This is a genomic window from Oryzomicrobium sp., from assembly GCF_021287045.1.
Taxonomy (GTDB): Bacteria; Pseudomonadota; Gammaproteobacteria; order Burkholderiales; family Rhodocyclaceae; genus Oryzomicrobium.
In genome coordinates this window covers 55,566-79,172 of sequence record NZ_JAJTBG010000013.1, presented here as the reverse complement: position 1 = coordinate 79,172, position 23,607 = coordinate 55,566, and the positions used below count along the sequence as shown (strand labels likewise).

Below are 23,607 nucleotides of genomic sequence, written 5' to 3'. Positions count from 1 at the left end.
CGGCAAAGGCCGCCGCCAAATCCCCGGAACCGTGCGACGCTAGGCGGCAGCCTACGCCGGGCGGTGGCGCACGACGACCAGATCGCCCGCCCGGGCTTCGGCCTGCCGGCGCATGCGCCGGGCCAGGAGCCAAGCCACGCCCAATCCCGCCGCGCCGCCCAGAATGGCGCCGACATCCCCCCCCCGGGCGCCGGCCAGGGCACCCAGCAGCAGGCCGGCCAGGGGGAGCGCATAGGTTACCAACGCGGCCTGTCCCAGGATGCCGTCGGCCACGCCCACGTCCACCTGATCGCCGACCTGCACCGGGCCGGGCAGGTCGTTGCGCACCCGTAGGCGGCGGGACTTGGCGCAAAGCATCGAGCCCAGGGAAACACCGCCGCAGCCGCCGGGTTCGTGGCAGCGCCCGCATCCCGTCGATGCGGATTCCACTTCCAGGTAGCCATTTTCCACGGCGGTTACGACAGCGGCAATTTCAATCACGTATCCCGATGCTCCGGCAGATTTTCATTTTTTCAGTTCCAGGCTTTCGGCGATCTTGCGCACCGTGGCGGGCGGCACCTCGCCCATGGCGGTCACCACGTTGCCAGACACCAGGCGCACGTGCATGGCGACTCCCCCTTGGGTGGAGGTGCCGGGACGGGCTGTGCGGGCCTGGTCGACCGGCGTGACGAATACCGACACCGCGGCCACGCCGTCGGAGAACAGCATGTGCAGCACCGAGCCCGCCCCGTCGCCCAAGCGCCGCCGCCAGACTGCGGTCTTGCGGAAACCGGGAACGCCGCCATGCAGAATCCAGCCGGCGTCGCCATTGACCGCCTCGCCCGGCAGCATGTTGTCCACTTTCCAGTCGGGCTGCGGCCGGTCCTCCCGCCAGCGAGCCTTCAAGGCCGTGAAATCCTGGGGGGAGCCGATGGCGATCTGGGTAAAGCTGAACTGCTCCACCGGCAGCCCCTTGTCGTCCATCACCCACGCCTTGAGTAGCAGGCCGGAGTTGGCGTCGACCCAGAAGCGGTGGCCGAAGCGCCAGCCGTCCTTGGGTTCGAGGATCAGCAACCGGGCATCCAGTCCGGCCACCCGCTCCCCGCCGCCCGCCTTGACCGTGTAGTAGTTGAGCAATTGCTCCGGCACCACCGCCACCCGGCCGGGGAAGCCCCGCCCGCCGGCGCGCTTTTCGACCACTTCGCGCTTCTCGCCGGGCAGGAAGGCCCGCACCTCGTCGCCGACCCGCAGCATTTCCCGGGGCGGGCCGTCCAATACCTGGATCCACTCCATCTCCCGGCCATCCTCGGTACCGTGCACGATGCGCGAGGTTTCCGAAATGGGGCCGCACTGGTAGATGAAGGTGCCGTTGTAGTCCAGGCTGCCATTGGCCTGGGTCATGCGTTTGAGCCAAACGAGAGGATCTGCGCTGGCCGCGTTCTGCAAAAAGAAGGCCAGCACCACCAGGAGCAGCCGGGCTGCCCAGGTCATTTCGCCTCGTCCTCCGCTGGCGTGACGGCCATGGCCAGGCTCTTGATGCGCGGATTGACGCTGGTCAGGGTGGCGACCCGGGCAGCCCCTTCGTGGGCCAGCAGGTATTCCCGGGCGATGGCCGGCGGCAGCGGCGCCCCGTCCAGGGCCGAGCCCGGCAAGGCGGCGAAACTGACCTGCCCGGCTGGCGACAGGGACAGGGAAGCCAGGCCGGCCACCATGATTCCGGCAAACGCCGCCGCGACGGCCAGGGCGGATTTCGACGCCATTCCCCGGCTTTCACGGCTTTTTTGTTGAGGCACTCCGGGTAAGATGCGCCGGGCCGCGATCGCTGTCGCTACCGGCGGCTCATCCTGAAGGCGTCGCGAGAAGCGGGCCATGAAGGCCGCGCAATTGCCGGCGACCGGGCAATCGCCGCGCAGGACGTCGCCGATCAGGTGATAAAGCAGCCAGCGGGAACGCTCTTCCGCAGAGCCGTGGACCCGGGCCAACGCCGTATCGGCCGCTTCACCCTCGAATTCCGAATCGGTCAGGAGGGAGACGTCGATGGGGAGTTGTTGTTGCATGGCAAACTACCATCGTCTGTCCGGTGCCGTGTCGAGCAAGGGCCGCAACTTGGCGGCCACGGCTTCCCGCGCCCTGAAAATGCGGGAACGCACGGTGCCGATTGGACATTCCATGATCTTGGCAATGTCCTCGTAAGACAGCCCTTCGATCTCGCGCAACACAATCGCGGTGCGGAGCTCCTCAGGCAGGGCCTCCATTGCGGAGTTGACGGTTTCGCCGATCTGTTTGGACAGCAAGAGAGCATCGGGGGTGTTGATGTCCCGTAGCTGGTCGCCGTCTTCGAAGGTTTCCGCCTCTTCCGAATCGAACTCGGTCGAGGTGGGGGCGCGGCGCCCCTGGGCCACCAGGTAGTTCTTGGCAGTGTTTATGCCAATGCGATAAAGCCACGTATAAAACGCGCTATCCCCCCGAAACGCCGGCAAAGCCCGATAGGCTTTAATGAAAGCCTCTTGCGTCACGTCTTCCACCTCGGCAGGGTCGCGGATGAAGCGAGACAACAAGCGCGCCAGTTTCCGCTGGTACTTGGCGACCAGCAGTTCGAACGCGTGTTTGTCGCCGGCTTGAGCCCGCTCAACCAACACTTGGTCAACTTCGCGATTGCTCATGCTTTTCGATTGGGAGATGAGGGGTTTTCTTATAAGGGTTTGCCGCAGTATATAACAACGCCGCACCCCGAAAACACTTCATGCCCAACAGAAAAAAACTGTTTCACCTCGCAATTCGCATGAGCCGCAGATGTGACATTCCCATTTGAGAATTAGTTCAGCTTTTCCCCTGTTTTTCCGCGCCGAATGCACCAACACTGTGCGCCTGTGCCGGGACCATGTTCGTTGCGCCCCGCTCCCCCCGGCGCTATAGTGCGGGACTCTCGTTCAGGACTGCCGCAAGAGCAGTTTCGGGGAAACAATACTGTGGCCTTGAATTTCGACGTACTCATCATCGGCAGCGGTCTTGCCGGTCAATCCGCCGCACTGCGGCTCGCCCAGCACAAAAAAGTCGGTCTGATCAGCAAGCGGAGCCTGGAAGATAGCGCCTCCGGCTGGGCCCAAGGCGGCATCGCCGCGGTCCTGGACAACCAGGATTCCATCGAAGCCCACATCCACGACACTTTTGACGCCGGCGCCTATCTCAACGACCCGGCCGCCACCCGCTTCGTGGTCGAGAACGGCCGCCGCGCCATCGAGTGGCTGATCGAACAGGGCGTCCCCTTCACCAAGGGCGACAAGGGCTACCACCTGACCCGGGAAGGCGGCCACAGCCACCGCCGCGTCATCCACGTCAACGACGCCACCGGCGCCGCCGTGCAGGACACCCTGACGCGCAAGGTGCGGCACCACCCGAACATCACGGTGCTGGAGCACCACATCGCCATCGACCTGATCACCGGCGCCAAGCTGGGGCTGGACGACAACCGCTGTTACGGCGCCTACGTGCTGGATTCGCGCACCGGGCACGTGACCACTGCGGCAGCCCCGTTCACCCTGATCGGTGCCGGCGGCGCGGGCAAGGTGTATCTCTACACCACCAACCCGGACACTTCCACCGGCGACGGCATCGCCATGGCCCACCGGGCCGGCTGCCGGGTAGCCAACATGGAATTCATCCAGTTTCACCCGACCTGCCTGTACCACCCCCAGGCCAAGTCCTTCCTCATTTCCGAAGCGGTCCGCGGCGAAGGCGGTCTGTTGCGTCTGCCCGACGGCACCCGCTTCATGCCCGCCCACGATCCCCGGGCCGAACTAGCCCCCCGGGACATCGTCGCCCGAGCCATCGACTTCGAGATGAAGAAGCGCGGCCTGGATTGTGTCTACCTGGACATCAGCCACAAGCCGGTGGAGTTCCTGCAGACCCACTTCCCCAATATCTACGCCCGCTGCCTGGAGTTGGGCATCGACATTTCCCGGGAGCCCATCCCGGTGGTGCCGGCGGCCCACTACACCTGCGGAGGCATCGTCACCGACCTGAAGGCGCGCACCGACGTACCCGGGCTCTACGCCTCCGGCGAATCGGCATGCACCGGGCTGCACGGCGCCAACCGTCTGGCCTCCAACTCGCTCCTCGAGTGCATCGTCTTTTCCGAGGCTGCCTGCGCCGACATCCTGGCCCAGACGCCTCCCCCCATCCCGAACCTGCCGGCCTGGGATGAAAGCGCGGTCACCGATGCCGACGAGGAGATCGTCATTTCCCACAACTGGGACGAGTTGCGCCGCTTCATGTGGGACTACGTGGGCATCGTCCGCACCACCAAGCGTCTCACCCGCGCCCAGCACCGCATCCGCCTGCTGACCCGGGAAATCGACGAGTTCTACGCCAACTTCCGCATCAGCCACGACCTGATCGAGCTGCGCAACCTGGTGGTGACCGCCGATCTGATTGTGCGCTGCGCCCTGAAGCGTAGGGAAAGCCGTGGGCTGCACTTCAGCCGCGACTACCCGGATACCCTGCCACGCCCCCGCAATACCGTTCTGCCCGGCGCTCGCCCCCGGGTGTTCCGCTCGAAGCGCTAAAGCCCGCCCAAGGGGCTCGCTCCTACCGGGGGAGGCCGTCGGCTTCCCCCGGCTTCCCTCCCCGCTTTCCGCACTCCCGCCAGCGCAGCCATACGCTTAGCGCCCGAAAGTCGTCGGGCGGCAAGCTGTCCCGACCGATCAGCAGGGTTCGGCCCAGGCGTTCCGCCCCTACTCCTTCCCTGCCTTCCAGACGGCAGCGCAGGATCACCGCGAATTCCCAGACGGCCGTATCCCCCAGCAAGCGAGCCGGACGCCAGGTGTCGCCCTGGCCCAGCCGCACGTGCAACTGCCCTTCCCTGCCCAGGCGCAAGGCGTGGGGCACGCGCCGCAGGCTCCAGGCGCTCCAGGCCAGGGACAGGATGAACGCTGCCAATGCGCCCGACCAAATGAAAATCGCCGCGCCGGCGTAAGCCGATGCGGCGATGGCAAGCAGGGCGGCGAGGTGAAGCCCGCCCAGCAGTCCCAGCCCGAAGCGGGAGGGACGGGGGTGCAGTTGCCGAGGCAGCCGCACCCGCAAACCTCAGATGCGCTTGAACGCCAGAGTACCGTTGGTCCCACCGAACCCGAAGGAGTTGGACAGGGCCACGTCGATACGCATGGAGCGGGCTTCGTTGGCGCAGTAATCCAGATCGCAGCCTTCGCCCGGATTGGCCAGGTTGATGGTGGGAGGCGCCACCTGCTGATGCACCGCCAGGGTGGAGAACACCGCCTCGATGCCACCCGCCGCGCCCAGCAGATGGCCGGTCATGGACTTGGTGGAGCTGACCACCAGGGACTGGGCCGCGTCGCCGAAGCAGCGCTTGACCGCCTGGGTCTCGGCCATGTCACCCAAGGGGGTGGAGGTGCCGTGGGCATTCACGTACTGGACGTCGGAAGGATTGATACCGGCGTTCTTGAGGGCGTTGACCATGCAACGGGCCGCGCCTTCGCCGTTTTCCACCGGCTGGGTCATATGGTACGCGTCGGCGCTGCGACCGTAGCCGATCAGTTCGGCGTAGATCTTGGCACCGCGGGCCTTGGCGTGCTCATACTCTTCCAGTACCAGGACGCCGGCCCCCTCGCCCAGGACGAAGCCGTCGCGATCCTTGTCCCAGGGACGGCTGGCGGCCGCGGGATCGTCGTTGCGGGTGGAAAGGGCCCGGGCCGCGCAGAAGCCGCCGACGCCCAGGGGCGACACGGTGGATTCGGCACCGCCAGCAACCATCACGTCGGCGTCGCCGTACTCGATGATGCGGGCCGCTTCGCCGATGGAGTGGGTGCCGGTGGTGCAGGCGGTCACCAGGGCGATGTTGGGGCCCTTGTAGCCGTACATGATCGACAGGTTGCCGGAGATCATGTTGATGATCGAGCCGGGCACGAAGAAGGGGCTGACCTTGCGCACACCGCCAGCCAGGTATTCATCGTGGGTCTGCTCGATCAGGGGCAGGCCGCCGATGCCGGAGCCGATGGAGACGCCGATGCGCTCCATGTCCAGCTTATCGCTACCTTCCAGGCCCGCGTCGCGGACCGCCTGGATGCCGGCCGCCATGCCGAAATGGATGAAACTATCCATGCGGCGGGCTTCTTTCGGCGACAGATAGGTGCCGATGTCGAAATTCTTGACTTCCCCGGCGATGCGGGACGGGAAGGAGGAGGCATCGAACTTGGTGATGGCACCAATGCCCGTGCGGCCGGCGGTGATGTTCTGCCAGGCTTCCTCGACGGTGTTGCCAACCGGGGAGATGATCCCCAGGCCGGTGATGACGACTCTACGGCGTGCCAACATGCGCTCCGGATATGTCTGGTGAGGGGTGAAAGGCACGGGGCACCCTGCGTTGCAGCCCTCCTCGGGGCATGCCGCATTCGGCCACTGGGGCCGCGTGGCCCGTGCTGGGACGAGGCTGCGCCAAGCGGCTGCCCCGGGATGCTGCAATTCGATGCAACCGGGCCGGCGCTTCCGAGGAAACAGCCGGCCCGATCAACGTCCGCAGAAGCTTACTTCTTGTTGGCGAGGATGTAATTGATCGCCTGCTGGACGGTGGTGATCTTTTCCGCCTCTTCGTCGGGGATTTCGCACTCGAATTCTTCTTCGAGGGCCATCACGAGCTCGACGGTATCCAGCGAATCGGCGCCCAGATCGTCGACGAAGGAGGACTCGGTCTTGATATCGGCTTCGTTCACACCGAGTTGTTCGGCAACAATCTTTTTAACGCGCTGTTCGAGGTTTTCCATTAAGGGGCTCCTTATCCCTGATACGGGTAAAAACAAAACTTATCCATTCTACCAAAAGCGGCTGCCGCCACAAAACAACCACGCAGGCTTTCGCGAGGCGCGCCGCTTCGGGTCACTCCATGAACATCCCGCCATTGACGTGGATGGTATTTCCCGTCACGTAGGCGGCGCCCGGCGAGGCCAGGAACAGCACGGCCGAGGCGATGTCCTCCGGGGCGCCGAGGCGGCCCAGGGGAATGCTGGCAACCAGGGCCTCTTTCTGCTTCTCTTCGAGGACCTTGGTCATGTCGGTGTCGATGAAGCCGGGGGCGACGCAGTTCACCGTGATGTTGCGGCTGCCCAGTTCCCGGGCCAGGGATCGGGTCATGCCCGACACGCCGGCCTTGGCGGCACAGTAGTTGGCCTGGCCGGGGTTGCCGGCATGGCCGACCACCGAGGTGATGTTGACGACGCGGCCGAAGCGGGCCTTCATCATCCCCCGCATCACCGCCTTGGTCATGCGGAACACGGCCTTCAGGTTGGTGTCGATGACCGCATCCCACTCCTCGTCCTTCATGCGCATGGCGAGGTTGTCGCGGGTGATGCCGGCGTTGTTGACCAGAATCGACACCGGGGCGAATTCCTTTTCGATCTCGCCGATCAGGGCGTCCACCTGGGCCTGGTCGCGCACTTCCAGGGCGGCGCCCCGGCCGGCGATGCCAGCTTCCTTGAGATAGTCGCCGATCTTGGCGGCGCCGTCCGCCGTGGTGGCGGTACCGATCACGGTGGCGCCGGCACGGCCCAGGGCCAGGGCGATGGCCTTGCCGATGCCCCGCGAGGCGCCGGTGACCAGGGCAATCTGTCCTTGCAGCATCTGTATCACTCCAGGTTGAGGTTGGCCTCGATCCCGGCCAGATCGGCCAGGGCCACGCCATTCACGCCATCGGCGCAACGTTTGGTCAGGCCGGCCAGGACCTTGCCCGGCCCGCATTCGGCAACGACGGTCACGCCCATCGCCGCCATCTTCTGCACGGTCTCCACCCAGCGCACCGGGTTGTAGGCCTGGCGCACCAGGGCGTCGCGGATACGGGCCGGATCGCTCTCGACAGCCACGTCCACGTTGTTGACCACCGGAATCTTCGGCGCCTGCAGGTCCAGTTCGGCCAGGCGAGCAGCCAGCTTGTCGGCGGCGGGACGGATCAGGGAGGAGTGGAACGGCGCGGACACCGGCAGAGCCACGGCGCGCTTGGCGCCCCGGGCCTTGCAGGCTTCCATGGCCCGCTCCACGGCGGCCTTGTGGCCGGCGATCACGGTCTGGCCAGCGGCGTTGAAGTTCACCGGTTCCACCACCTCGCCCTGGGCCGCTTCGGCACAGGCAGCGCGGATACCGTCGTCGTCCAGCCCCAGAATCGCGGCCATGGCGCCGGTGCCCAGAGGCACGGCGTCCTGCATGGCGGCGGCGCGCAGGCGCACCAGGGGGACGGCGTCCTTGAATTGCAGGACGCCGGCGGCCACCAGGGCGGAGTACTCGCCCAGGCTGTGGCCGGCCACCACGGCGGGCTGCTTGCCGCCCTTCTCCTGCCAGAGGCGCCAGGCGGCGATGCCGGCGGTGAGCATGAGCGGCTGGGTGTTCACGGTTTGGGCCAGCAGTTCGGCCGGGCCTTCGGCGACCATCTGCCACAGGTCCTGGCCCAGGGCTGCGGACGCCTCGTCGAAGGTGGCGCGGATCACCGGGGCGTCGCCGTAGGCGGCCATCATGCCCACCGACTGGGAGCCCTGCCCGGGGAAGACAAAAGCAAAAGCCATGGTTATCTCTCTATTTTTTGTGGAATTGCGCAAAAATCAGTAGCGCAGCAGCACGGCGCCCCAGGTGAAGCCGCCGCCCACGCCTTCGAGCATGACGGTCTGGCCGCGCTGGATTCGCCCATCCTTGACCGCCGCGTCCAGGGCCAGGGGCACCGAGGCGGCAGAGGTGTTGCCATGGCTGGCCACGGTGGTCACCACCCGGTCCATGGAAAGCCCCATCTTCTTGGCGGTGGCCTCGATGATGCGGATGTTGGCCTGGTGCGGCACCAGCCAGTCCACCGCCTCGGGGGCGATCTGGGCTGCGTCGCAGCATTCCCGAGCCACTTCGGCCAGGACGCGCACGGCGAATTTGAACACCGCCTGGCCGTCCATGCGCAGGAATGGGTCGCCGATCACCTGGCCGCCGGCCACCTGGCCGGGAACGTTGAGAATCTGGTTGTAGCTGCCGTCGGCATGCAAGGCGGTGGCCAGAATGCCCGGGGCCTCCGAGGCTTCCAGGATAACGGCGCCGGCACCGTCGCCGAACAGCACGCAGGTGCCCCGGTCCTTCCAGTCGAGGATGCGCGAGAAGGTTTCGGTGCCGATCACCAGGGCCTTTTTATGGCTGCCGGAACGGATGAACTTCTCGGCCACGGTCATGGCATAGACGAAACCGCTGCACACGGCCTGGACGTCGAAGGCCGTGGCCTTCTTGCTGCCCAGTTCGGCCTGGATCAGACAGGCGGTGCTGGGGAAGATGAAATCCGGCGTGGAGGTGGCGACGATGATCAGGTCGATTTCGCCGGCCGTGGCGCCGGCGTGCTCCAGGGCGCGGCGGGCCGCCTCCAGGCCAAGCTGGCTGGAGGTGACGCCGGGAGCGGCCAGGTGGCGGGCGCGGATGCCGGTACGAGTGGCGATCCACTCATCGTTGGTGTCGATACCCCGGGCGACGAGGTCATCGTTGGTGACGCGATCCGGGGGCAGGTAGCTGCCCACGCCGGCAATGCGGGCGTAAATGGTCACGCTGTCTCCTGTGCGGGAGCGTTGTTCGAATCAAGGGGAGCCGCAGCGGCACGCTGGGCTTCCCGGTGGGCCTGGTAGACCGCCATCTGGCGGGCAATCCGGTCGAGCACGCCTTCGCGGGCGGCCTCGTAGGCGCGCACGATGGCGTTTTCAAAGGCGAAGGCGTCGGCGGAGCCGTGGCTCTTCACCACCACGCCCTTCAGGCCGAGCAGGCTGGCACCATTGTAGCGACGATGGTCGACCCGGTCCTTGAAGCGCTTGAGCACCGGCAGCGCCACCAGGGCGGCCAGCTTGGTGAGGGGCGAGCGGCTGAACTCCTGCTTGAGGAAGGAGGCCACCATCTGGGCCAGGCCCTCGGAAACCTTCAGGGCCACATTACCGACGAAGCCGTCGCAGACGACCACTTCGGCCTCGCCCTGGTAAACCCCGTCGCCCTCGACGTTGCCGATGAAGTTGAGGCCCGAGTCGCGGAGCAGTTCGGCGGCCTGCTTGACCACCTCGTTGCCCTTGATCTCTTCTTCACCGATGTTGAGCAGGCCAACGGTGGGACTATCCTTGTGCTCCACGGCGGCCACCAGCATGGCCCCCATGATGCCGAACTGGAGCAGGTGCTCCGCCTCGCAATCCACGTTGGCGCCCAGATCGAGGACGTGGACGTGCCCCTTGGTGGTGGGCAGCACGGTACAGATCGCCGGGCGGTCGATGCCCGGCAGCATCTTCAGGACGAAGCGGGAAATCGCCATCAGGGCGCCGGTGTTGCCGGCCGAGACGCAGGCATCGGCCTCGCCTGACTTGACCAGGTTGGCGGCGACGCGCATCGACGAATCCTTTTTGTTCTTCAGCGCCAGGGCCGGGGATTCGTCCATGGCCACCACCTGGGAGGCATGGTGCACGGAGACGCGCTCGGAATCCACGTCCGCGCCCTTCAAAAGGGGACGGATGCGGTCTTCGAGGCCGATGAGGATGATGCGGGATTCGGGAAAACGACGGGCGAAAGCCAGGGCCGCCGGCACTGTGACACCGGGACCGTGGTCACCACCCATGCAATCGATGGCGAGGGTGATAGCCATTGGGGAGGGAAGCAAGGAAGGAGGGAGCCGCACCGGGAGCCGGCACGACGGCAAAAGAAAAGGCAGGCGCCCTCTTCATGAGAGGGAGTCGCCTGCCCCTTCCGGCAGAATTACTCGCCCTTGCCCTTGACGACCTTCTTGCCGCGGTAGAAACCGGACGGGGAGATGTGGTGACGCAGGTGGGTTTCACCGGTGGTGGGCTCAACCGCCAGGGCGGGAGCGGTCAGAAAATCGTGAGCGCGGACCATGCCACGCTTGGAGGGGGACTTCTTGTTCTGTTGAACGGCCATTTCAAACTCCTAAATAAAAATCGGGCTTCGCTTTAAACCCCGACCGCGACCAACAGGTCACGGCGTTTTCTTCAGGGCAGCGAGCGCGCTGAAGGGCGAAACCTTTGCGTTTCCCTGCCCGCCTTCCGGCAGGGCGCAATCCAAGTGCTGCGGCACTGCCGGCAGGGCGAGAATCACCTCGTCCTCGATCAGGGCTGCAACGTCCAACGACTTGTCGGCAACAATGAAATCCCGGGAGTCGTCCTCCAGGTCATCCTGAGTCAGATCGGCCTCGTCGTCGATGAGTTCGAGGAGGCTATCCACCTCAAGCTCATGATCGACCCGTTCCAGGCAACGCTGGCACCCCAGGGGCAAGAGCCCGGAAACAACCAGCCACAGCTGCGGCTTATTGTCGGTGCTGACGCGGCCTTCCAGTCGATAGACCAGCTGCCCCTCGCGGGCCAGCAGCAGATCCGCCAAGCGCGGCAGGGCGGCCAGGTCCAGGGACCCTTCCAGCACCCGCCCCTCGCGGGCGAAAACCTTGCTGTCGATCACGATCTGTTGCGACATAAGGCGCGGATGATATGATTTTCGGCTCTCCATGTCAAAAAAGACGGAAGCGCCGGACTTTTCAGGAGTTGCCAGTCGCCCGGAAACACCGCCAAACACCTGCGGCAGCGGCCCCCAAGCCGTGCCAAAGTTGAAGTTTGAGCTGGACGCCCCTTCATCCCGTTATTCCCCAGCCCCACCGCGCCTCACCATCTTTCGTCCGTCCCCGTCATTTCTTTCCGCGCCTTACCGTGAGCCATTCAGCCCCCGCCTCCCCTGCCCCGCAGCGCCTGATTCTTGCCTCCACCTCACCTTACCGGCGCGAATTGCTCAGCCGGTTGCAGATTCCCTTCGAAACCATCTCTCCCGAAGTCGACGAAACCCCCCTGCCCGGCGAGGCGCCTGAAGCCTTGGCACTGCGTCTTTCCGAAGCCAAGGCCCGGGCAGTGGCGGAACGCCGCCCGGATGCCCTGGTGATCGGCAGCGACCAAGTGGCGGTGCTCGACGGTGCCATCTTCGGCAAACCCGGCGGCCACGAGAAGGCCGTGCGCCAGTTGCAGACCATGCGCGGCCGCACCGTCAACTTCTTCACCGGCCTGGCCCTGGTCCATGGCGCCAGCGGCCACCGCCAGATCGAGGGCATTCCCACCCTGGTCACTTTCCGCCACCTGACGGACGACGAAATCCACAACTACCTGCGCCGCGAACAGCCCTACAACTGCGCCGGCAGCGCCAAGTCCGAGGGGCTGGGCATCGCCCTGCTGGAAAAGATGGAATGCAGCGATCCCAACGCCCTGATCGGCCTGCCCCTGATCGCCCTGTGCAGCATGTTGCGCAACGCCGGGGTCTCGCTCTTCGCCTGAGCCTGCCCCTCTAAAGCCAAAGGCCGGCTCCATTGCTATGGAACCGGCCTTTATTCATGGGACCTTGCCTTTGCTCAGTCGTCGGTCCCGGCAGGCAGGCCATTGGGAAAAAGCACGTCGGTAAAGCCGAAGCGGGTGAAATCCCGTACCCGCATCGGGAATAGGATGCCGTCCAGGTGATCGCACTCGTGCTGCACCACCCGCGCATGGAAACCTTCCACCGTGCGATCCACGACGTCGCCCTGTGGGGTGACGCCGGTGTAGCGCAGGCGCCGGTGGCGGGGCACGCTGCCACGCAGCCCGGGCACCGACAGGCAGCCCTCGAAGCCCTCCTCCATCTCGTCGCCGAGCGGCGTCAGGACCGGGTTCACCAGCACGGTGAATGGTACGGCCTCGGCCTGGGGGTAGCGGGGGTTGCGCTCGAAGCCGAAGATCACCACCCGCAGCGACACGCCGATCTGGGGCGCGGCCAGACCAACGCCCTGAGCCGCCTGCATGGTGTCGAGCATGTCGGCCACCAGGGCATCCAGGGCCTGCGTACCGAATGCCCGGACCTCTTCCGCCCGCAGATAAAGGCGCGGGTCGCCCATGCGCAGGATTTCCCGGATCACGGCATCCTCCTAACGGTTCACAGGAACACGCCGCAGCCGGCCACGGTTTCCAGCAGCGATCGGACCCGCCCCATGGGGGCGCCCAATTCGCCGAGGATGGCGTCGAAGCTGATGCCGTGGGCCGAATCGGCTCGGCCGGCGGCGTAGTTGGCCACCACGTTGATGGCCGCGTAGGGAAGCTCCAGCTCCCGGGCCAGCAGGGCCTCGGGCATGCCGGTCATGCCCACCACGTCGCCGCCGTCACGCTCGATGCGGTTGATCTCGGCGGCGGTTTCCAGACGGGGTCCCTGGGTGCAGGCATAGACCGCCCCGGCCTTGATGGGAATCTTGGTCAGGTCGGCGGCGCCGATGATGCGCTGGCGCAACTCCTCGTCGTAGGGATCGGTGAAGTCGATGTGGCGCACCGGATTGCCCTCCCCTTCGAAGAAGGTGGAACGGCGGCCCCAGGTGTAGTCGATGACCTGGTGGGGCACCACCAGGTCGCCCGGGGCCAGGTCGGCCCGGATCGACCCCACCGAGGCCACGGCGATCACCGCCAGGGCGCCCTTGTGCTTGAGGGCCCAGATGTTGGCCCGGTAATTGACCTCGTGGGGCGCCAAGGTGTGGCCATGGCCGTGGCGGGCCAGGAAGACCACCGGGGTGCCGCAGACTTCGCCGAAGGTCAGGGGGCAGGAGGGTTCGCCGTAGGGCGTACGGACCACCTCGCGGTGGGTGATGAGTAGGTTGGCGAGCTGGGACAGCCCGGAACCGCCAATGATGGCGAGCATTGAATTCTCCGCTACTAAATTGCGTCAGGCCCGGCGCGCCAGGGCCATGCCCAGCAGCGGAATGGCTCCGCGCATAGGGCCGGACAGCTTGCCCAGGGTGGCCGCCTCGTGGGGCGTCGGGGTGAGCTTGCGAAACAGGGTGTCAGCCTTGGACAACTGGAACGGCAAGTCTTTCAGGACCAGTTGCTGCTGCACCTTGAGGGTCAGGTCGCGGCCGATGTCCTTGGCCGCCCAGGGCATGACCGTACGGTCCGCCACCTGAAGCACGGTCACGCCGGGCAGGGCGGCGGCCAGTTCGGCGCAGCCGCGCTGCATGGTTTCCCGGTGGCGCGCCACCCCCTCCCCCGGCCGGCCGCCGGGCAGGGCCGTGACCTCGTCGGGGGCGCCGGCCAGCCAGCAGGCCACGGCGCGGGGATCGAAGGCTTCCAGCTGGCGGCGCGCCGCGTCCGGCAGGGCCGTCACGTCGGCGTCGATGAAGGTCACCCGGCCGGCGATCTCGGCGCCGGCAGCGGCCAGGCGTTGGGCGGCCTCGTCGCGGCAGGCGGCAATCGGTTCGACCACACACACGGAAAAGCCGGCCCGGGCCAGGACCACGGTGCTTTCACCCACGCCGCAGCCTACTTCCACCACGCGGCGCTGATCTGCGGCGCCGAGGGCGGCTGCCAGGGTTTCGGCGAGCCAGGCGTAGTCGCCATGACGGGCGTACCAGGCGGCTTCGTTCGTCCAGCGGGAAGGAAAAGCTTCTGCCACGGCGCTCACAGTCCCTTCACCGCATAGACCGCCGGCAGGTTGCGCCAGGCGCCGCGCACGTCCATGCCATAGCCGAAGACGAAGCGGTTGGGCACCGAGACCGCCACGTAGTCGGCGCGGATCGGCTTGTCCAGGCCATTGTCCTTGTCGGCGAACACCGCGGTGCGCACCTCGGCGGCCCCCAGTTGCAGCAGCCGGTCGCGGATCACCGCCAGGGTCACGCCCTGGTCCAGGATGTCGTCCACCACCAGCACGATCCGGTCCTTGACGCTGGTCCAGGGGGCGGCCTTCCACGACAGGGCGCCGCCGGCGGTGTCCTGGCCGTAACGGGTGACGTGCAGGTAGTCGAACTGAAGGGGAAAGCGCAGCTGGGTCAGGAGCTGGCCGGCGAACACCAGGCCGCCGGTCATCACGCACAGCACCAGGGGACACTTCTCCCCCAGGTCGGCGCTGATGGTGGCGGCCACCCGGGCCACCGCCTCGCTCACTTGGGCCTCGTCGTGGATCACATCGGCGTCGGCCAGGGTGGCCTGGGCTTCCCGGTAGTCGATGATGGACATGCTCATCCTTTCAGGCTGTCCAGGTAGGCTTCGAAGGCATCGCCCACCTCGGCATGGCGACGCCCCAGGGCCACCGTAGCCTGCAGGTAGCCGAGCTTGGAACCGCAGTCGTAGCGCACACCGTCGTAGCGGTAGGCCAGCACCTGCTCTTCCTGAAGCAGGGCGGCGATGCCGTCGGTGAGCTGGATTTCGCCGCCGGAGCCGGGCTTGACCCGCTCCAGGTGGTGGAAGATGCGTGGAGTCAGGATGTAGCGCCCCACCACGGCCAGGGTGGACGGCGCCTCTTCGGGCTTGGGCTTCTCGACGATGGCGGAGATGCGCTCGACCCGGTCGGCCACGGGCTGGGCGTCCACGATGCCGTAGCTCTTGGTCTCGGCCCGGGGCACGTCCTGCACGCCGATGACCGAGCAGTTGTAGTAGTCGAAGGACTCGGACATCTGCTGCATCACCGGCTTGCCGTGGTCGAGCAGGTCGTCGGCCAGGATCACGGCGAAGGGCTCGTCCCCCACCACCGACTTGGCGCAGAGCACGGCATGGCCGAGGCCCAGGGCTTCAGACTGGCGGGTGTAGATGCAGTTCACCCCCTTAGGCAGGATGTTGCGCACCACTTCCAGGAGTTCGGTCTTGTTCTTGCGCTCCAGCTCGGTTTCCAGCTCGAAGGCCTTGTCGAAGTGGTCCTCGATGGCCCGCTTGCTGCGGCCAGTGACGAAGATCATCTCGGTGATGCCGGCGGCCACCGCCTCTTCCACGGCGTACTGGATCAAGGGCTTGTCCACCACCGTCAGCATTTCCTTGGGGCTGGCCTTGGTGGCAGGCAGGAACCGGGTGCCCAGACCGGCTACCGGAAATACGGCCTTGCGAACTTTCTTCACTGCGTTTCTCCCTGATTCGGCGGCGTCGAACCATGCGACTCCGACAACGATTCCAACAACGACAACAGGCCGGCCTCATCGAGGACGGGCACGCCCAGCTCCTCGGCCTTGGCCAGTTTGGAGCCGGCTTCGGCGCCGGCCACCACGTAATGGGTTTTCTTCGACACGGAACCGGCCACCTTGCCGCCCTGGGCCTCGATCATGGCTTTAGCCTCGTCCCGGGTCAGGGTAGGCAGAGTGCCGGTGAGCACGAAGGTCTTGCCCGCCACCTGGGGGTTGCCGCTGCCGGCGGCGGGGGCCTCAGGCAAGGCGGCGAGCAACTCGCCGCGCAGTTCGGCCAAGGCCAGCAGCAGCTTCCGGTTGTCTTCCCGGTCGAGCCAGTCGCGCAGGGCGTCGCCCACCTCGGCGGGCAGGGGCAAGGCAATCAAATCCAAATGGTCGAGGCGCGCCAGGGTGGCGCCGTCCGGCACCGCCTCGGCCAGTTGCTGGGCGCGCACCGGAGTCAGCCTGGGCACGCCCAGGGCGGCGTAGAGCGCAGGCCAGGCCAGCTTTTCCGCCAGGTCCGGATGGGGGGCGTGCTCGTCGGCCGGCGCCACCTGGGCGGCGAACAGAGCGTCGATGGCGGCGCCGTTCCGGGGTTCGGAAAAGAAATCGGCGATGGCGGCCGCCACCGTGGCGCCGATGTCCGGCAGCACGGCCAGGAGCGGTGCCGGCGCGCGTCGGACCCGGGCGAAGGTGCCGAGCCAGTCGGCCAGGGTCTTGGCGGTGGATTCGCCGACATGGCGGATGCCCAGGGCGAACAGGAAGCGTGCCAGAGTGGGCGAACGGCTGGCCTTGATGCCTTCCAGCAGCTTTTCCGCCCAGCGGGTGGCAACCACACCCTTCTTCACCGTCTCTGGGGTGGTGCCGTCGCGCTCGTCGGCACGGCGCTTCATTTCCAGCAGGTCGTCCAGGGTGAGGCGGAACAGGTCGGCCACGCCATGGACATAGTCCAGGTCCACTAGGTTTTCCACGTAGCGGTCGCCGAGCCCTTCGATGTCCATCATGCGCCGGCCGGCGAAGTGCAGGATGGCCTGGGTGCGCTGGGCCCGGCAGGCGAAACCGCCGGAGCAGCGGGCAATGGCCTCGCCCTCTTCCCGCACCACGTGAGAGCCGCACACCGGGCAATGGCGCAGCATGGCGAAGGGTTTGGCATCCGCCGGGCGGCGCTCCTGGATCACGCTCACCACTTCGGGGATGACGTCGCCGGCGCGGCGCACGATCACCGTGTCGCCGATCCACACGTCCTTGCGCCGCACCTCGTCCTCGTTGTGCAGGGTGGCGTTGGTCACCGTCACCCCGCCGACGAACACCGGCTTGAGGCGCGCCACCGGGGTGATGGCGCCGGTGCGCCCCACCTGGAAGTCGATGGCTTCCACCACGGTGCTGGCTTCCTGGGCCGGATACTTGTGGGCCACGGCCCAGCGCGGCTCCCGGGAGCGAAAGCCCAGTTCGGCTTGCAGGGCCAGGCGGTTGACCTTGTAGACCACTCCGTCGATGTCGAAGGGCAGCGTATCGCGCAACTCGCCCATTTGGCGGTGGAAACCGGCCAGTTCGGCCGCGCCCCGCACCACGGCGCGATGGGCGCAGACCGGCACACCGAAGGCCGCCAGGGCGTCGAGCAGGCCGCTGTGGGTAGGCGGCAACGTCCAGCCTTCCACCGCACCGATGCCGTAGGCGAAGAAACTCAAGGGCCGGCTGGCGGCGATGGCCGGGTCCAGCTGGCGAATGCTGCCGGCGGCGCCGTTGCGCGGATTGACCAGGGTCTTGTCGCCCCGGGCGGCGGCGGCTTCGTTGTAGCGGGCCAGGTCGTCGCGGCGCATGTACACCTCGCCGCGCACCTCCAGCACGGGCGGGGCGTCGCCGGCCAGGCGCAGGGGAATCTGGTGCACGGTGCGCAGGTTCTGGGTGACGTCCTCGCCCACCGTGCCGTCGCCCCGGGTGGCGCCCTGGACGAACAGGCCATGCTCATAGCGCAAGGTCACCGCCAGGCCGTCGAACTTGAGTTCGGCGGTGTATTCGACCGGCGGGTCGGTCTCGTCCAGGCCGAGTTCCTTGCGCACCCGGGCGTCGAAATTGTAGGCCCCGCTCTCCTCGATATCGGTCTCGGTCTGGATCGACAGCATGGGCACGGCGTGGCGCACCGGTGCGAACTGATCGAGAGGCGCCCCCCCCACCCGCTGGGTTGGGGAATCGGGGGTGCGCAATTCCGGATGCGCGGCCTCCAGGGCCTGCAATTCGCGGAACAAAGCGTCGTAGTCGGCGTCCGGAATGGTCGGGGCGTCGAGGACGTAGTAAGCGTGGTTGTGGCGCTCGATTTCCCGGGCGAGGGAACGGGCCCGGGCAAGAATCTCGGGGGGCAAAGTCATGCGGTGGTGCAACCGTACAGCAAGGGCAAGGCGCTCAGGCGAAGAGGCGCAGGGCCACCGGCCCGCCGGCCGGGATGCCCCGGGCCGCCATGGCGGTCTGGTACTGGACGATCTGCCGGCGGATCGGCTCGATCATGACGTCGGTGAAGGGCTGGCCGTTGTCGTCCACCACCTTGCCGTGGAGTGCATCGGCGAAACGCCGGGCCAGCTCCACCACCTGGAGGAAGACCCGGTCGCCATGGGCGATGCGCGGCACGTCGAGGAGGAAGGTGACGCCCCGGCATTGCAGGCTCTTCATCGTGTCCGCGGCAAAACCGCCGGGGTCGTGGCCGACCAGGGCGTACACCGCCCGCCCCAGATCGTCGCGCCGCACGAAGGCGCCGGAGGCTTCCAGACCCATGCCGGCGGATTCGGCCAGGGCGCGGATCTTGGTACCGGCGAAAAGCTGCTGGTGGGCGACCACGTTGAGGCCGATCTGGATGTCCACCTGGGCGCAGAAGCCGTCCAGTTCCCGGGCGGCTTCGAGGAAGGGGCGTTGCAGCGGCAGGTCGGCCACCGCCATGAAGCGTTCCGCCACTTGGCGCATGGCGGCATGGAAGGCGGCTAGTTCGTGTTCAGCCAGGGGGCCGCGCCGATCCGCCAGTTGCAGACCGACCCGGATGCGCCGCATGGCGCGCTGGTCATCCGCCTCCAGGGGGGTCCACACCCCTTCCCGCTCGTCGAAACCGACCCAGATCACCGCCTTGGACAGGCGCCCCAGCACCTCGCGCTGGGCATCCAGCCACTGGTGGGCCGGCAGGGGCTCGCTGGTTTCCAGGGCCACCAGGTAGTCGGTGTCGGACGACAGCAGCTCCGGCGGCAACAGCACGGCGGAGAAAGTGCTGGCCTGGACCGGCGCTCGGGCCGGTCCAGGCGCGGATTGCGCTTGCGGCGCCAGAGGCGCCTCGGGTTGGTCGTCCAGAGCGATGGGGCCCCGGGGAGGATCGGGCCGCACCAGGGGCGGGGCGATCGGGGCGCTGGCAAAGGGCGACGGGCTTTGGACCTGGGCCGGAGGCGGCGCATAGGCCGGCACAGCCGGCTGCGGCACGGCGGCCCGGGGAATGGCGGCTGCTGGCGCGACCGCCGGCTGGGGCGGTGCAACCGGCGCGTAGGCAGGCTCGCTGGGGGCGAAGGGCGGCACCTCGTCCACCGGCGGCAGGCCGCCCAGGACCGGCTCCTGGCGCAGGCCGGCGAAAGCCGCCTGGGGCGCGTGGTGGAGTTCCCGGGGATCGGCCATCATCGGAGCTTGGGCTGGCTGGTGCTGACCCAGGCCGGGCTCGGCGTAGACGGCGTTCTCGAAGACGCCACGGGACACCGCCGCCGACGCGGGCACGGCGGCCCCGCCCGGGGCGGCGCTGAAGGACGGCAGGTCGGGCACGTCGTCGAAATCCACCGACGGGTCGATGGCGTAGCCATCGGCCACACCTCCCGCCGCCGGCGCATCGTCGAGCAGGGCGTCGCCCCGTTGGGGTGCGAGCAGGGATTCGGCCACCTGGCGGTGGCGGCGCTCCTGCCATTTGTTGTAGGCGACCACACCGCCCACGGCGGCGGCTCCCAGTCCGATCAGTGCCAGTTGCAGTTCGTTCATCAAAGCGCAGTCATCATCAGGTCGGGCAGGCGTGGGCGGGGCGCTCAGGCCGTCACCTGCTCCCGCATCTTGAGGGCTTCTTCCATATCCACTTCAACGATCCGCGACACCCCGGACTCCTGCATGGTCACCCCCACCAACTGTTCGGCCATTTCCATGGCGATCTTGTTGTGGCTGATGAACAGGAACTGGGTCTGGGCCGACATGCGCTTCACCATCTGGGCGAAACGCTCGGTGTTGGTGTCGTCAAGCGGCGCGTCCACTTCGTCGAGGAGGCAGAACGGCGCCGGATTGAGCTGGAAGAAGGAGAATACCAGCGCAATCGCGGTCAGGGCCTTTTCGCCGCCGGAAAGCAGGTGAATCGTGGAGTTTTTCTTGCCCGGCGGCTGGGCGATCACCTGCACGCCGGCATCGAGAATCTCTTCCCCGGTCATCAGCAGCTCGGCCCGGCCCCCGCCGAACAGAGTGGGGAACAGCTCGCCGAAGCGGCGGTTCACCGTGTCGAAGGTGTGCTGCAGCAGTTCCCGGGTTTCCTTGTCGATGCGGCGGATGGCGTTTTCCAGGGTTTCCATGGCCAGGTTCAGGTCCTCGGCCTGGGCATCGAGGAAGCCCTTCCGTTCCCGCGCCGCATCCAACTCTTCCAGGGCCGCCAGGTTCACTGCCCCCAGGTCGAGCATGGCCTTCTGCAAATGGCCGATGGACGATTGCAGGCTGGCCACCTTGACCATGCCGCCCTCGGTCACCAGCTTGGCGTGGTAGTCGGCGATGGCCGCTTCGTCGGCCTGGGCTTCCACCAGCTGCTCGGCCAGCTGCTCGGCGTTCAAGCCGGCGGCCTGCTCCTTGAGCTTCAGTTCGCCGATGCGCTCGCGCAGGGGGTTGAGGCTCTGCTCGATGCGCAGCCGCGATTCTTCCATCTCGCGCAGGCCGGCGGTGGCCTCTTCCAGATGCTGGCGGGCGTCCGACAGGCGCTGCTCCGCCTCCATGCGGTTTTCCAGGGCCACCTGTAGTTCGGGCTCCAGGTCCTCGATGCGGGTTTCCGCCAGCTGGGTGCGGCAGGTGGTTTCCTCCTCGGCCAGGCGGGTCACCTGGCGGGCGGCTACCTGCTTGCCGGAGGCGATCTCCTGGAGCTTGCTGGCGCATTCGCGCTGGGAGAACTGGGATTCGCGCAGTTCCCGCTCCACCTGGGTAACCGCCTCGCGCTCGTCGCGCAGGCGCCGCTCGGCCTCTTCCAGGCGGCCCCGGGCGGCCATCAGGCGCATGTGCAGCTCGCCCAGTTCTTCCCGGGCGGCAGCCATGGCTTCCTCGGAAGCCATTTCCCGGGCGCGTTCCTCTTCCTCTTCCAGGGCCAGTTCGGCCAGCTGGTCCTCGATTTGCTGGGCCCGCTCCCGGGCGCGCTCGACGGCCTGGGCGAGCTTGAGGGTTTCCACTTGCAACGCATGTTCCCGGGACACCAGGTCCTGGGCCTCGCGGCGGGCGTTGGCCAGTTCGCCCTGGGCCTGGGCCAGGCGGGCTTCCACTTCGGCCAGGCTGGCCTGGGCAGTTTCCACCTCGCCCTGCTTCACCTCCAGGGCGGCGCTCAGTTCCTCGATCTCGCGCTGGCGTTCGAGCAGGCCGTGCTCGGCGTTGTCCGGGGCAAAGAGAGTGACGCTGCCCCGGGTGACCAGGTGGCCCTGGGGCACCACCACGGTAATGCCGGGGGCCAGCTGGGGACGACGTTGCAGGGCGGCTTCCAGGGTGTCGGCGGTGGTGATCGCCGCCAGCCAGTCGGCGACGATGGGCGCCAAGGCGCCATCCTCGCAGCGTACCTTGGCGGCCAGGCTGTCGGCGGGCACGGTAGCCGGCACTGCATCGGGGATGAGCAGGGTGAGCTTGCCCCCCGGGGTGCCGTCGGCGGTCCAGGCCGGCAGGCGGCCGCCCTCCCCCGCCTCCAGGGACAAGGTCAAGGCGTTGAGCCGTTCGCGCAGCACCGCTTCCACCGCGTCTTCCCAGCCGGCCTCGACGTGCAGGCGCTTCCATAACGGGGTGCGCCCTTCCAGGCCGTGGCGGCGCAGCCATTCGATCAGCTTGCTGTTGCCCTGGACGCGCTTTTGCAGGGTTTCCAGGGCACCGACCCGGGCCTGGACGGCGGCCACGTCGCGCAAGGCGTTCTGCACCTCGGCCTGGACGTGGCGGCGCTGGGAATCGAGTTCCGGCAGACGCTGCTGCAGGTCGGCCACGGTCTCCTGGCGCATCGCCAGTTCCTCGCGCAGCATGGCCAACTCTTCCTGCTTGTCCTCCAGTTCAACCGTATCCGGGTCGGCCAGGCTGTCCCGTTCCTGGGCGAGGCGCTCGCGGCGCTGCACGAAGCCTTGCAGGGCGCGCTGGGCGTTACCCCGGTGGGCCTGCTCCACCTGAATCTTCTGCTCGACCTGGGCGATGCGGCCCCGCTCCCGGTTCACCTCGTCCTGGGCGATGCCTTGCAATTCCTCGGCCTGGGGCAGGCGCTCCTGCTGCATCTCCAGCTTCATGGCCGCCTGCTCGACGCGCATGTCGGCCAGGTCGGACAGCTCCTGCCAGCGCAGGCCGTCCTCTTCGTACTTTTCCGCCTGGCTCTTCCAGTGGGCGAACTCGCCGCTCAGTTGGGCCAGCCGGGCTTCGAGCTGCTGGCGGGACTGGCCCTGGTGGCGGATTTCCGCTTCCAGCCGGGTGACCTCGGCGTTGGCGGAATACAGGCCGCTCTGGGCCTGGTGGACACCGTCGCTGGCGGTGTAGTGGGTTTCCCGGGCCGTTTCGAGGCGGGTTTCCAGCTCGCGCAGAGTGGCGGTCTGGGCCTCCAGGTCCACTGCGGCCCGCTCCACTTCCACGGCCAGGCGTTGCTGTTCCTGGCGCGCCTCGTTGCGGCGGATGAACCAGAGCAACTGCTGCTTGGTGGTCAGTTCGGAGTTGATGTCGTGGTAGCGGCGCGCCACCTCGGCCTGGGCCTCGAGCTTTTCCATCTGCCCGCCCAGTTCCTGGCGGATGTCATCCACCCGGGTCAGGTTTTCCCGGGTGTCCTCGATGCGCCCCTCGGTTTCCTTGCGCCGTTCCTTGTACTTGGTGACGCCGGCGGCCTCTTCGAGGAAGACCCGCATTTCCTCGGGCTTGGCCTCGATGATGCGGGAGATCATGCCCTGGCCGATGATCGCGTAGGCCCGGGGTCCCAGGCCGGTGCCGAGGAACAGGTCGGTGATGTCCTTGCGGCGGACCTTGAGGTTGTTGATGAAGTAGTCGGACTGGCCGTTGCGGGTGAGCACCCGTTTCACCGCCAGTTCGGCGTACTGGCTCCACTGGCCGGCGGCACGGCCCAGGGAGTTGTCGAAGACCAGTTCCACCGAGGCCCGGGAGACGGGCTTGCGGTTGCTCGACCCGTTGAAGATCACGTCCTGCATCGACTCGCCGCGCAGCTCGGAGGCCCGGGTTTCGCCCAGCACCCAGCGCACCGCGTCCATCACATTGGACTTGCCGCAACCGTTGGGCCCCACCACACCGACGAGCTGCCCGGGCAACTCCACGATGGTGGGATCGCAGAACGATTTGAAGCCGGCGACTTTGAGCTTGGTGAGACGCATGTAATCCGGTGGGCGGCAGGTGCAGGAAGGGTCCGGCCACCGGGATGGATCGGGGCCGGCGGAGGACCGGCCGCCGCAGGGCGGCAAAACGGGCGCCTCCGGGGCTGGCCGGCAGACCGCCGGTTTTACGCA

General features: G+C 67.2%; 23 protein-coding genes. 2 read left to right on the top strand and 21 right to left on the bottom strand.

Annotated features, from left to right (window positions below; all coding sequences use genetic code 11):
• Positions 1-51: 51 nt before the first annotated feature.
• From LWW89_RS14415 to rpoE, 4 genes are read right to left on the bottom strand one after another with little or no spacing between them, the layout of a single operon-like run.
• Positions 52-480 carry a SoxR reducing system RseC family protein gene (locus tag LWW89_RS14415; RefSeq protein ID WP_293265361.1) on the bottom strand — a complete coding sequence of 143 codons (429 nt, stop codon included), beginning with the start codon at positions 478-480 and terminating at the stop codon, positions 52-54.
• Between the two features lie 24 nt (positions 481-504).
• The gene (locus LWW89_RS14410; RefSeq protein WP_293265359.1) at positions 505-1,470 is read right to left on the bottom strand and encodes a MucB/RseB C-terminal domain-containing protein; all 966 of its coding nucleotides are present in this window, start codon (positions 1,468-1,470) and stop codon (positions 505-507) included.
• Positions 1,467-2,036 (bottom strand): sigma-E factor negative regulatory protein, encoded by a 570-nt coding sequence (locus LWW89_RS14405; RefSeq protein WP_293265357.1) that lies wholly within the window; start codon positions 2,034-2,036, stop codon positions 1,467-1,469. Before LWW89_RS14405 ends, LWW89_RS14410 begins: the two co-directional genes overlap by 4 nt.
• Positions 2,037-2,042: 6 nt before the next feature.
• Positions 2,043-2,642: an RNA polymerase sigma factor RpoE gene (gene rpoE, locus LWW89_RS14400; RefSeq protein ID WP_293265355.1), complete on the bottom strand. Its 600-nt coding sequence runs from the start codon at positions 2,640-2,642 to the stop codon at positions 2,043-2,045.
• Between the two features lie 306 nt (positions 2,643-2,948).
• Here rpoE and nadB point away from each other — a divergent pair, with 306 nt between their 5' ends.
• Positions 2,949-4,544 (top strand): L-aspartate oxidase, encoded by a 1,596-nt coding sequence (gene nadB / locus LWW89_RS14395; protein WP_293265353.1) that lies wholly within the window; start codon positions 2,949-2,951, stop codon positions 4,542-4,544.
• A gap of 22 nt (positions 4,545-4,566) precedes the next feature.
• On the opposite strand, the gene LWW89_RS14390 is transcribed toward nadB, so the two are convergent.
• From LWW89_RS14390 to LWW89_RS14350, 9 genes are all read right to left on the bottom strand, one after another.
• A complete protein-coding gene (locus tag LWW89_RS14390; RefSeq protein WP_365781912.1) occupies positions 4,567-5,055 on the bottom strand; it encodes a protein YgfX in 489 nt (162 codons plus the stop codon).
• 9 nt (positions 5,056-5,064) lie between these two features.
• Entirely contained in the window at positions 5,065-6,306 is a 1,242-nt protein-coding gene (gene fabF, locus LWW89_RS14385) for a beta-ketoacyl-ACP synthase II (protein ID WP_293265349.1), read from the bottom strand.
• 212 nt (positions 6,307-6,518) lie between these two features.
• Positions 6,519-6,755 carry an acyl carrier protein gene (gene acpP / locus LWW89_RS14380; RefSeq protein WP_293265347.1) on the bottom strand — a complete coding sequence of 79 codons (237 nt, stop codon included), beginning with the start codon at positions 6,753-6,755 and terminating at the stop codon, positions 6,519-6,521.
• Positions 6,756-6,867: 112 nt separating this feature from the next.
• Positions 6,868-7,608 carry a 3-oxoacyl-ACP reductase FabG gene (fabG, locus tag LWW89_RS14375; RefSeq protein WP_293265345.1) on the bottom strand — a complete coding sequence of 247 codons (741 nt, stop codon included), beginning with the start codon at positions 7,606-7,608 and terminating at the stop codon, positions 6,868-6,870.
• Positions 7,609-7,613: 5 nt separating this feature from the next.
• Positions 7,614-8,540 (bottom strand): ACP S-malonyltransferase, encoded by a 927-nt coding sequence (fabD, locus tag LWW89_RS14370; RefSeq protein WP_293265343.1) that lies wholly within the window; start codon positions 8,538-8,540, stop codon positions 7,614-7,616.
• A 36-nt stretch (positions 8,541-8,576) separates the two neighbouring features.
• A complete protein-coding gene (locus LWW89_RS14365; RefSeq protein WP_293265392.1) occupies positions 8,577-9,536 on the bottom strand; it encodes a beta-ketoacyl-ACP synthase III in 960 nt (319 codons plus the stop codon).
• Between the two features lie 2 nt (positions 9,537-9,538).
• The gene (plsX, locus tag LWW89_RS14360) at positions 9,539-10,612 is read right to left on the bottom strand and encodes a phosphate acyltransferase PlsX (protein WP_293265341.1); all 1,074 of its coding nucleotides are present in this window, start codon (positions 10,610-10,612) and stop codon (positions 9,539-9,541) included.
• 110 nt (positions 10,613-10,722) lie between these two features.
• The gene (gene rpmF / locus LWW89_RS14355; protein WP_054620852.1) at positions 10,723-10,902 is read right to left on the bottom strand and encodes a 50S ribosomal protein L32; all 180 of its coding nucleotides are present in this window, start codon (positions 10,900-10,902) and stop codon (positions 10,723-10,725) included.
• 57 nt (positions 10,903-10,959) lie between these two features.
• Positions 10,960-11,436: a YceD family protein gene (locus LWW89_RS14350; protein WP_293265337.1), complete on the bottom strand. Its 477-nt coding sequence runs from the start codon at positions 11,434-11,436 to the stop codon at positions 10,960-10,962.
• 245 nt (positions 11,437-11,681) lie between these two features.
• Between LWW89_RS14350 and LWW89_RS14345 the strand changes: the two genes are divergently transcribed.
• A complete protein-coding gene (locus LWW89_RS14345) occupies positions 11,682-12,293 on the top strand; it encodes a Maf family nucleotide pyrophosphatase (RefSeq protein ID WP_293265335.1) in 612 nt (203 codons plus the stop codon).
• 74 nt (positions 12,294-12,367) lie between these two features.
• On the opposite strand, the gene def is transcribed toward LWW89_RS14345, so the two are convergent.
• The 8 genes from def to smc are packed head-to-tail and all read right to left on the bottom strand — an operon-like array spanning position 12,368 to position 23,475.
• Positions 12,368-12,904 (bottom strand): peptide deformylase, encoded by a 537-nt coding sequence (def, locus tag LWW89_RS14340; RefSeq protein WP_293265333.1) that lies wholly within the window; start codon positions 12,902-12,904, stop codon positions 12,368-12,370.
• A 17-nt stretch (positions 12,905-12,921) separates the two neighbouring features.
• Positions 12,922-13,671 (bottom strand): S-methyl-5'-thioinosine phosphorylase, encoded by a 750-nt coding sequence (locus LWW89_RS14335; protein WP_293265331.1) that lies wholly within the window; start codon positions 13,669-13,671, stop codon positions 12,922-12,924.
• A gap of 24 nt (positions 13,672-13,695) precedes the next feature.
• Positions 13,696-14,421, bottom strand: a complete 726-nt coding sequence (locus tag LWW89_RS14330) for a methyltransferase domain-containing protein (protein ID WP_293265329.1) — start codon at positions 14,419-14,421, stop codon at positions 13,696-13,698.
• A gap of 5 nt (positions 14,422-14,426) precedes the next feature.
• Positions 14,427-14,987: a hypoxanthine-guanine phosphoribosyltransferase gene (locus LWW89_RS14325; RefSeq protein WP_293265327.1), complete on the bottom strand. Its 561-nt coding sequence runs from the start codon at positions 14,985-14,987 to the stop codon at positions 14,427-14,429.
• Entirely contained in the window at positions 14,984-15,853 is an 870-nt protein-coding gene (galU, locus tag LWW89_RS14320) for a UTP--glucose-1-phosphate uridylyltransferase GalU (RefSeq protein ID WP_293265325.1), read from the bottom strand. The genes LWW89_RS14325 and galU overlap by 4 nt, the downstream gene beginning before the upstream one ends.
• The gene (gene ligA / locus LWW89_RS14315; RefSeq protein WP_293265323.1) at positions 15,850-18,261 is read right to left on the bottom strand and encodes an NAD-dependent DNA ligase LigA; all 2,412 of its coding nucleotides are present in this window, start codon (positions 18,259-18,261) and stop codon (positions 15,850-15,852) included. Before ligA ends, galU begins: the two co-directional genes overlap by 4 nt.
• 34 nt (positions 18,262-18,295) lie before the next feature.
• Positions 18,296-19,888 (bottom strand): cell division protein ZipA C-terminal FtsZ-binding domain-containing protein, encoded by a 1,593-nt coding sequence (locus tag LWW89_RS14310; RefSeq protein WP_293265321.1) that lies wholly within the window; start codon positions 19,886-19,888, stop codon positions 18,296-18,298.
• Between the two features lie 44 nt (positions 19,889-19,932).
• Complete coding sequence (gene smc, locus LWW89_RS14305; protein WP_293265319.1) at positions 19,933-23,475, bottom strand: chromosome segregation protein SMC; 3,543 nt, start codon at positions 23,473-23,475, stop codon at positions 19,933-19,935.
• Between the last annotated feature and the right edge of the window lie 132 nt (positions 23,476-23,607).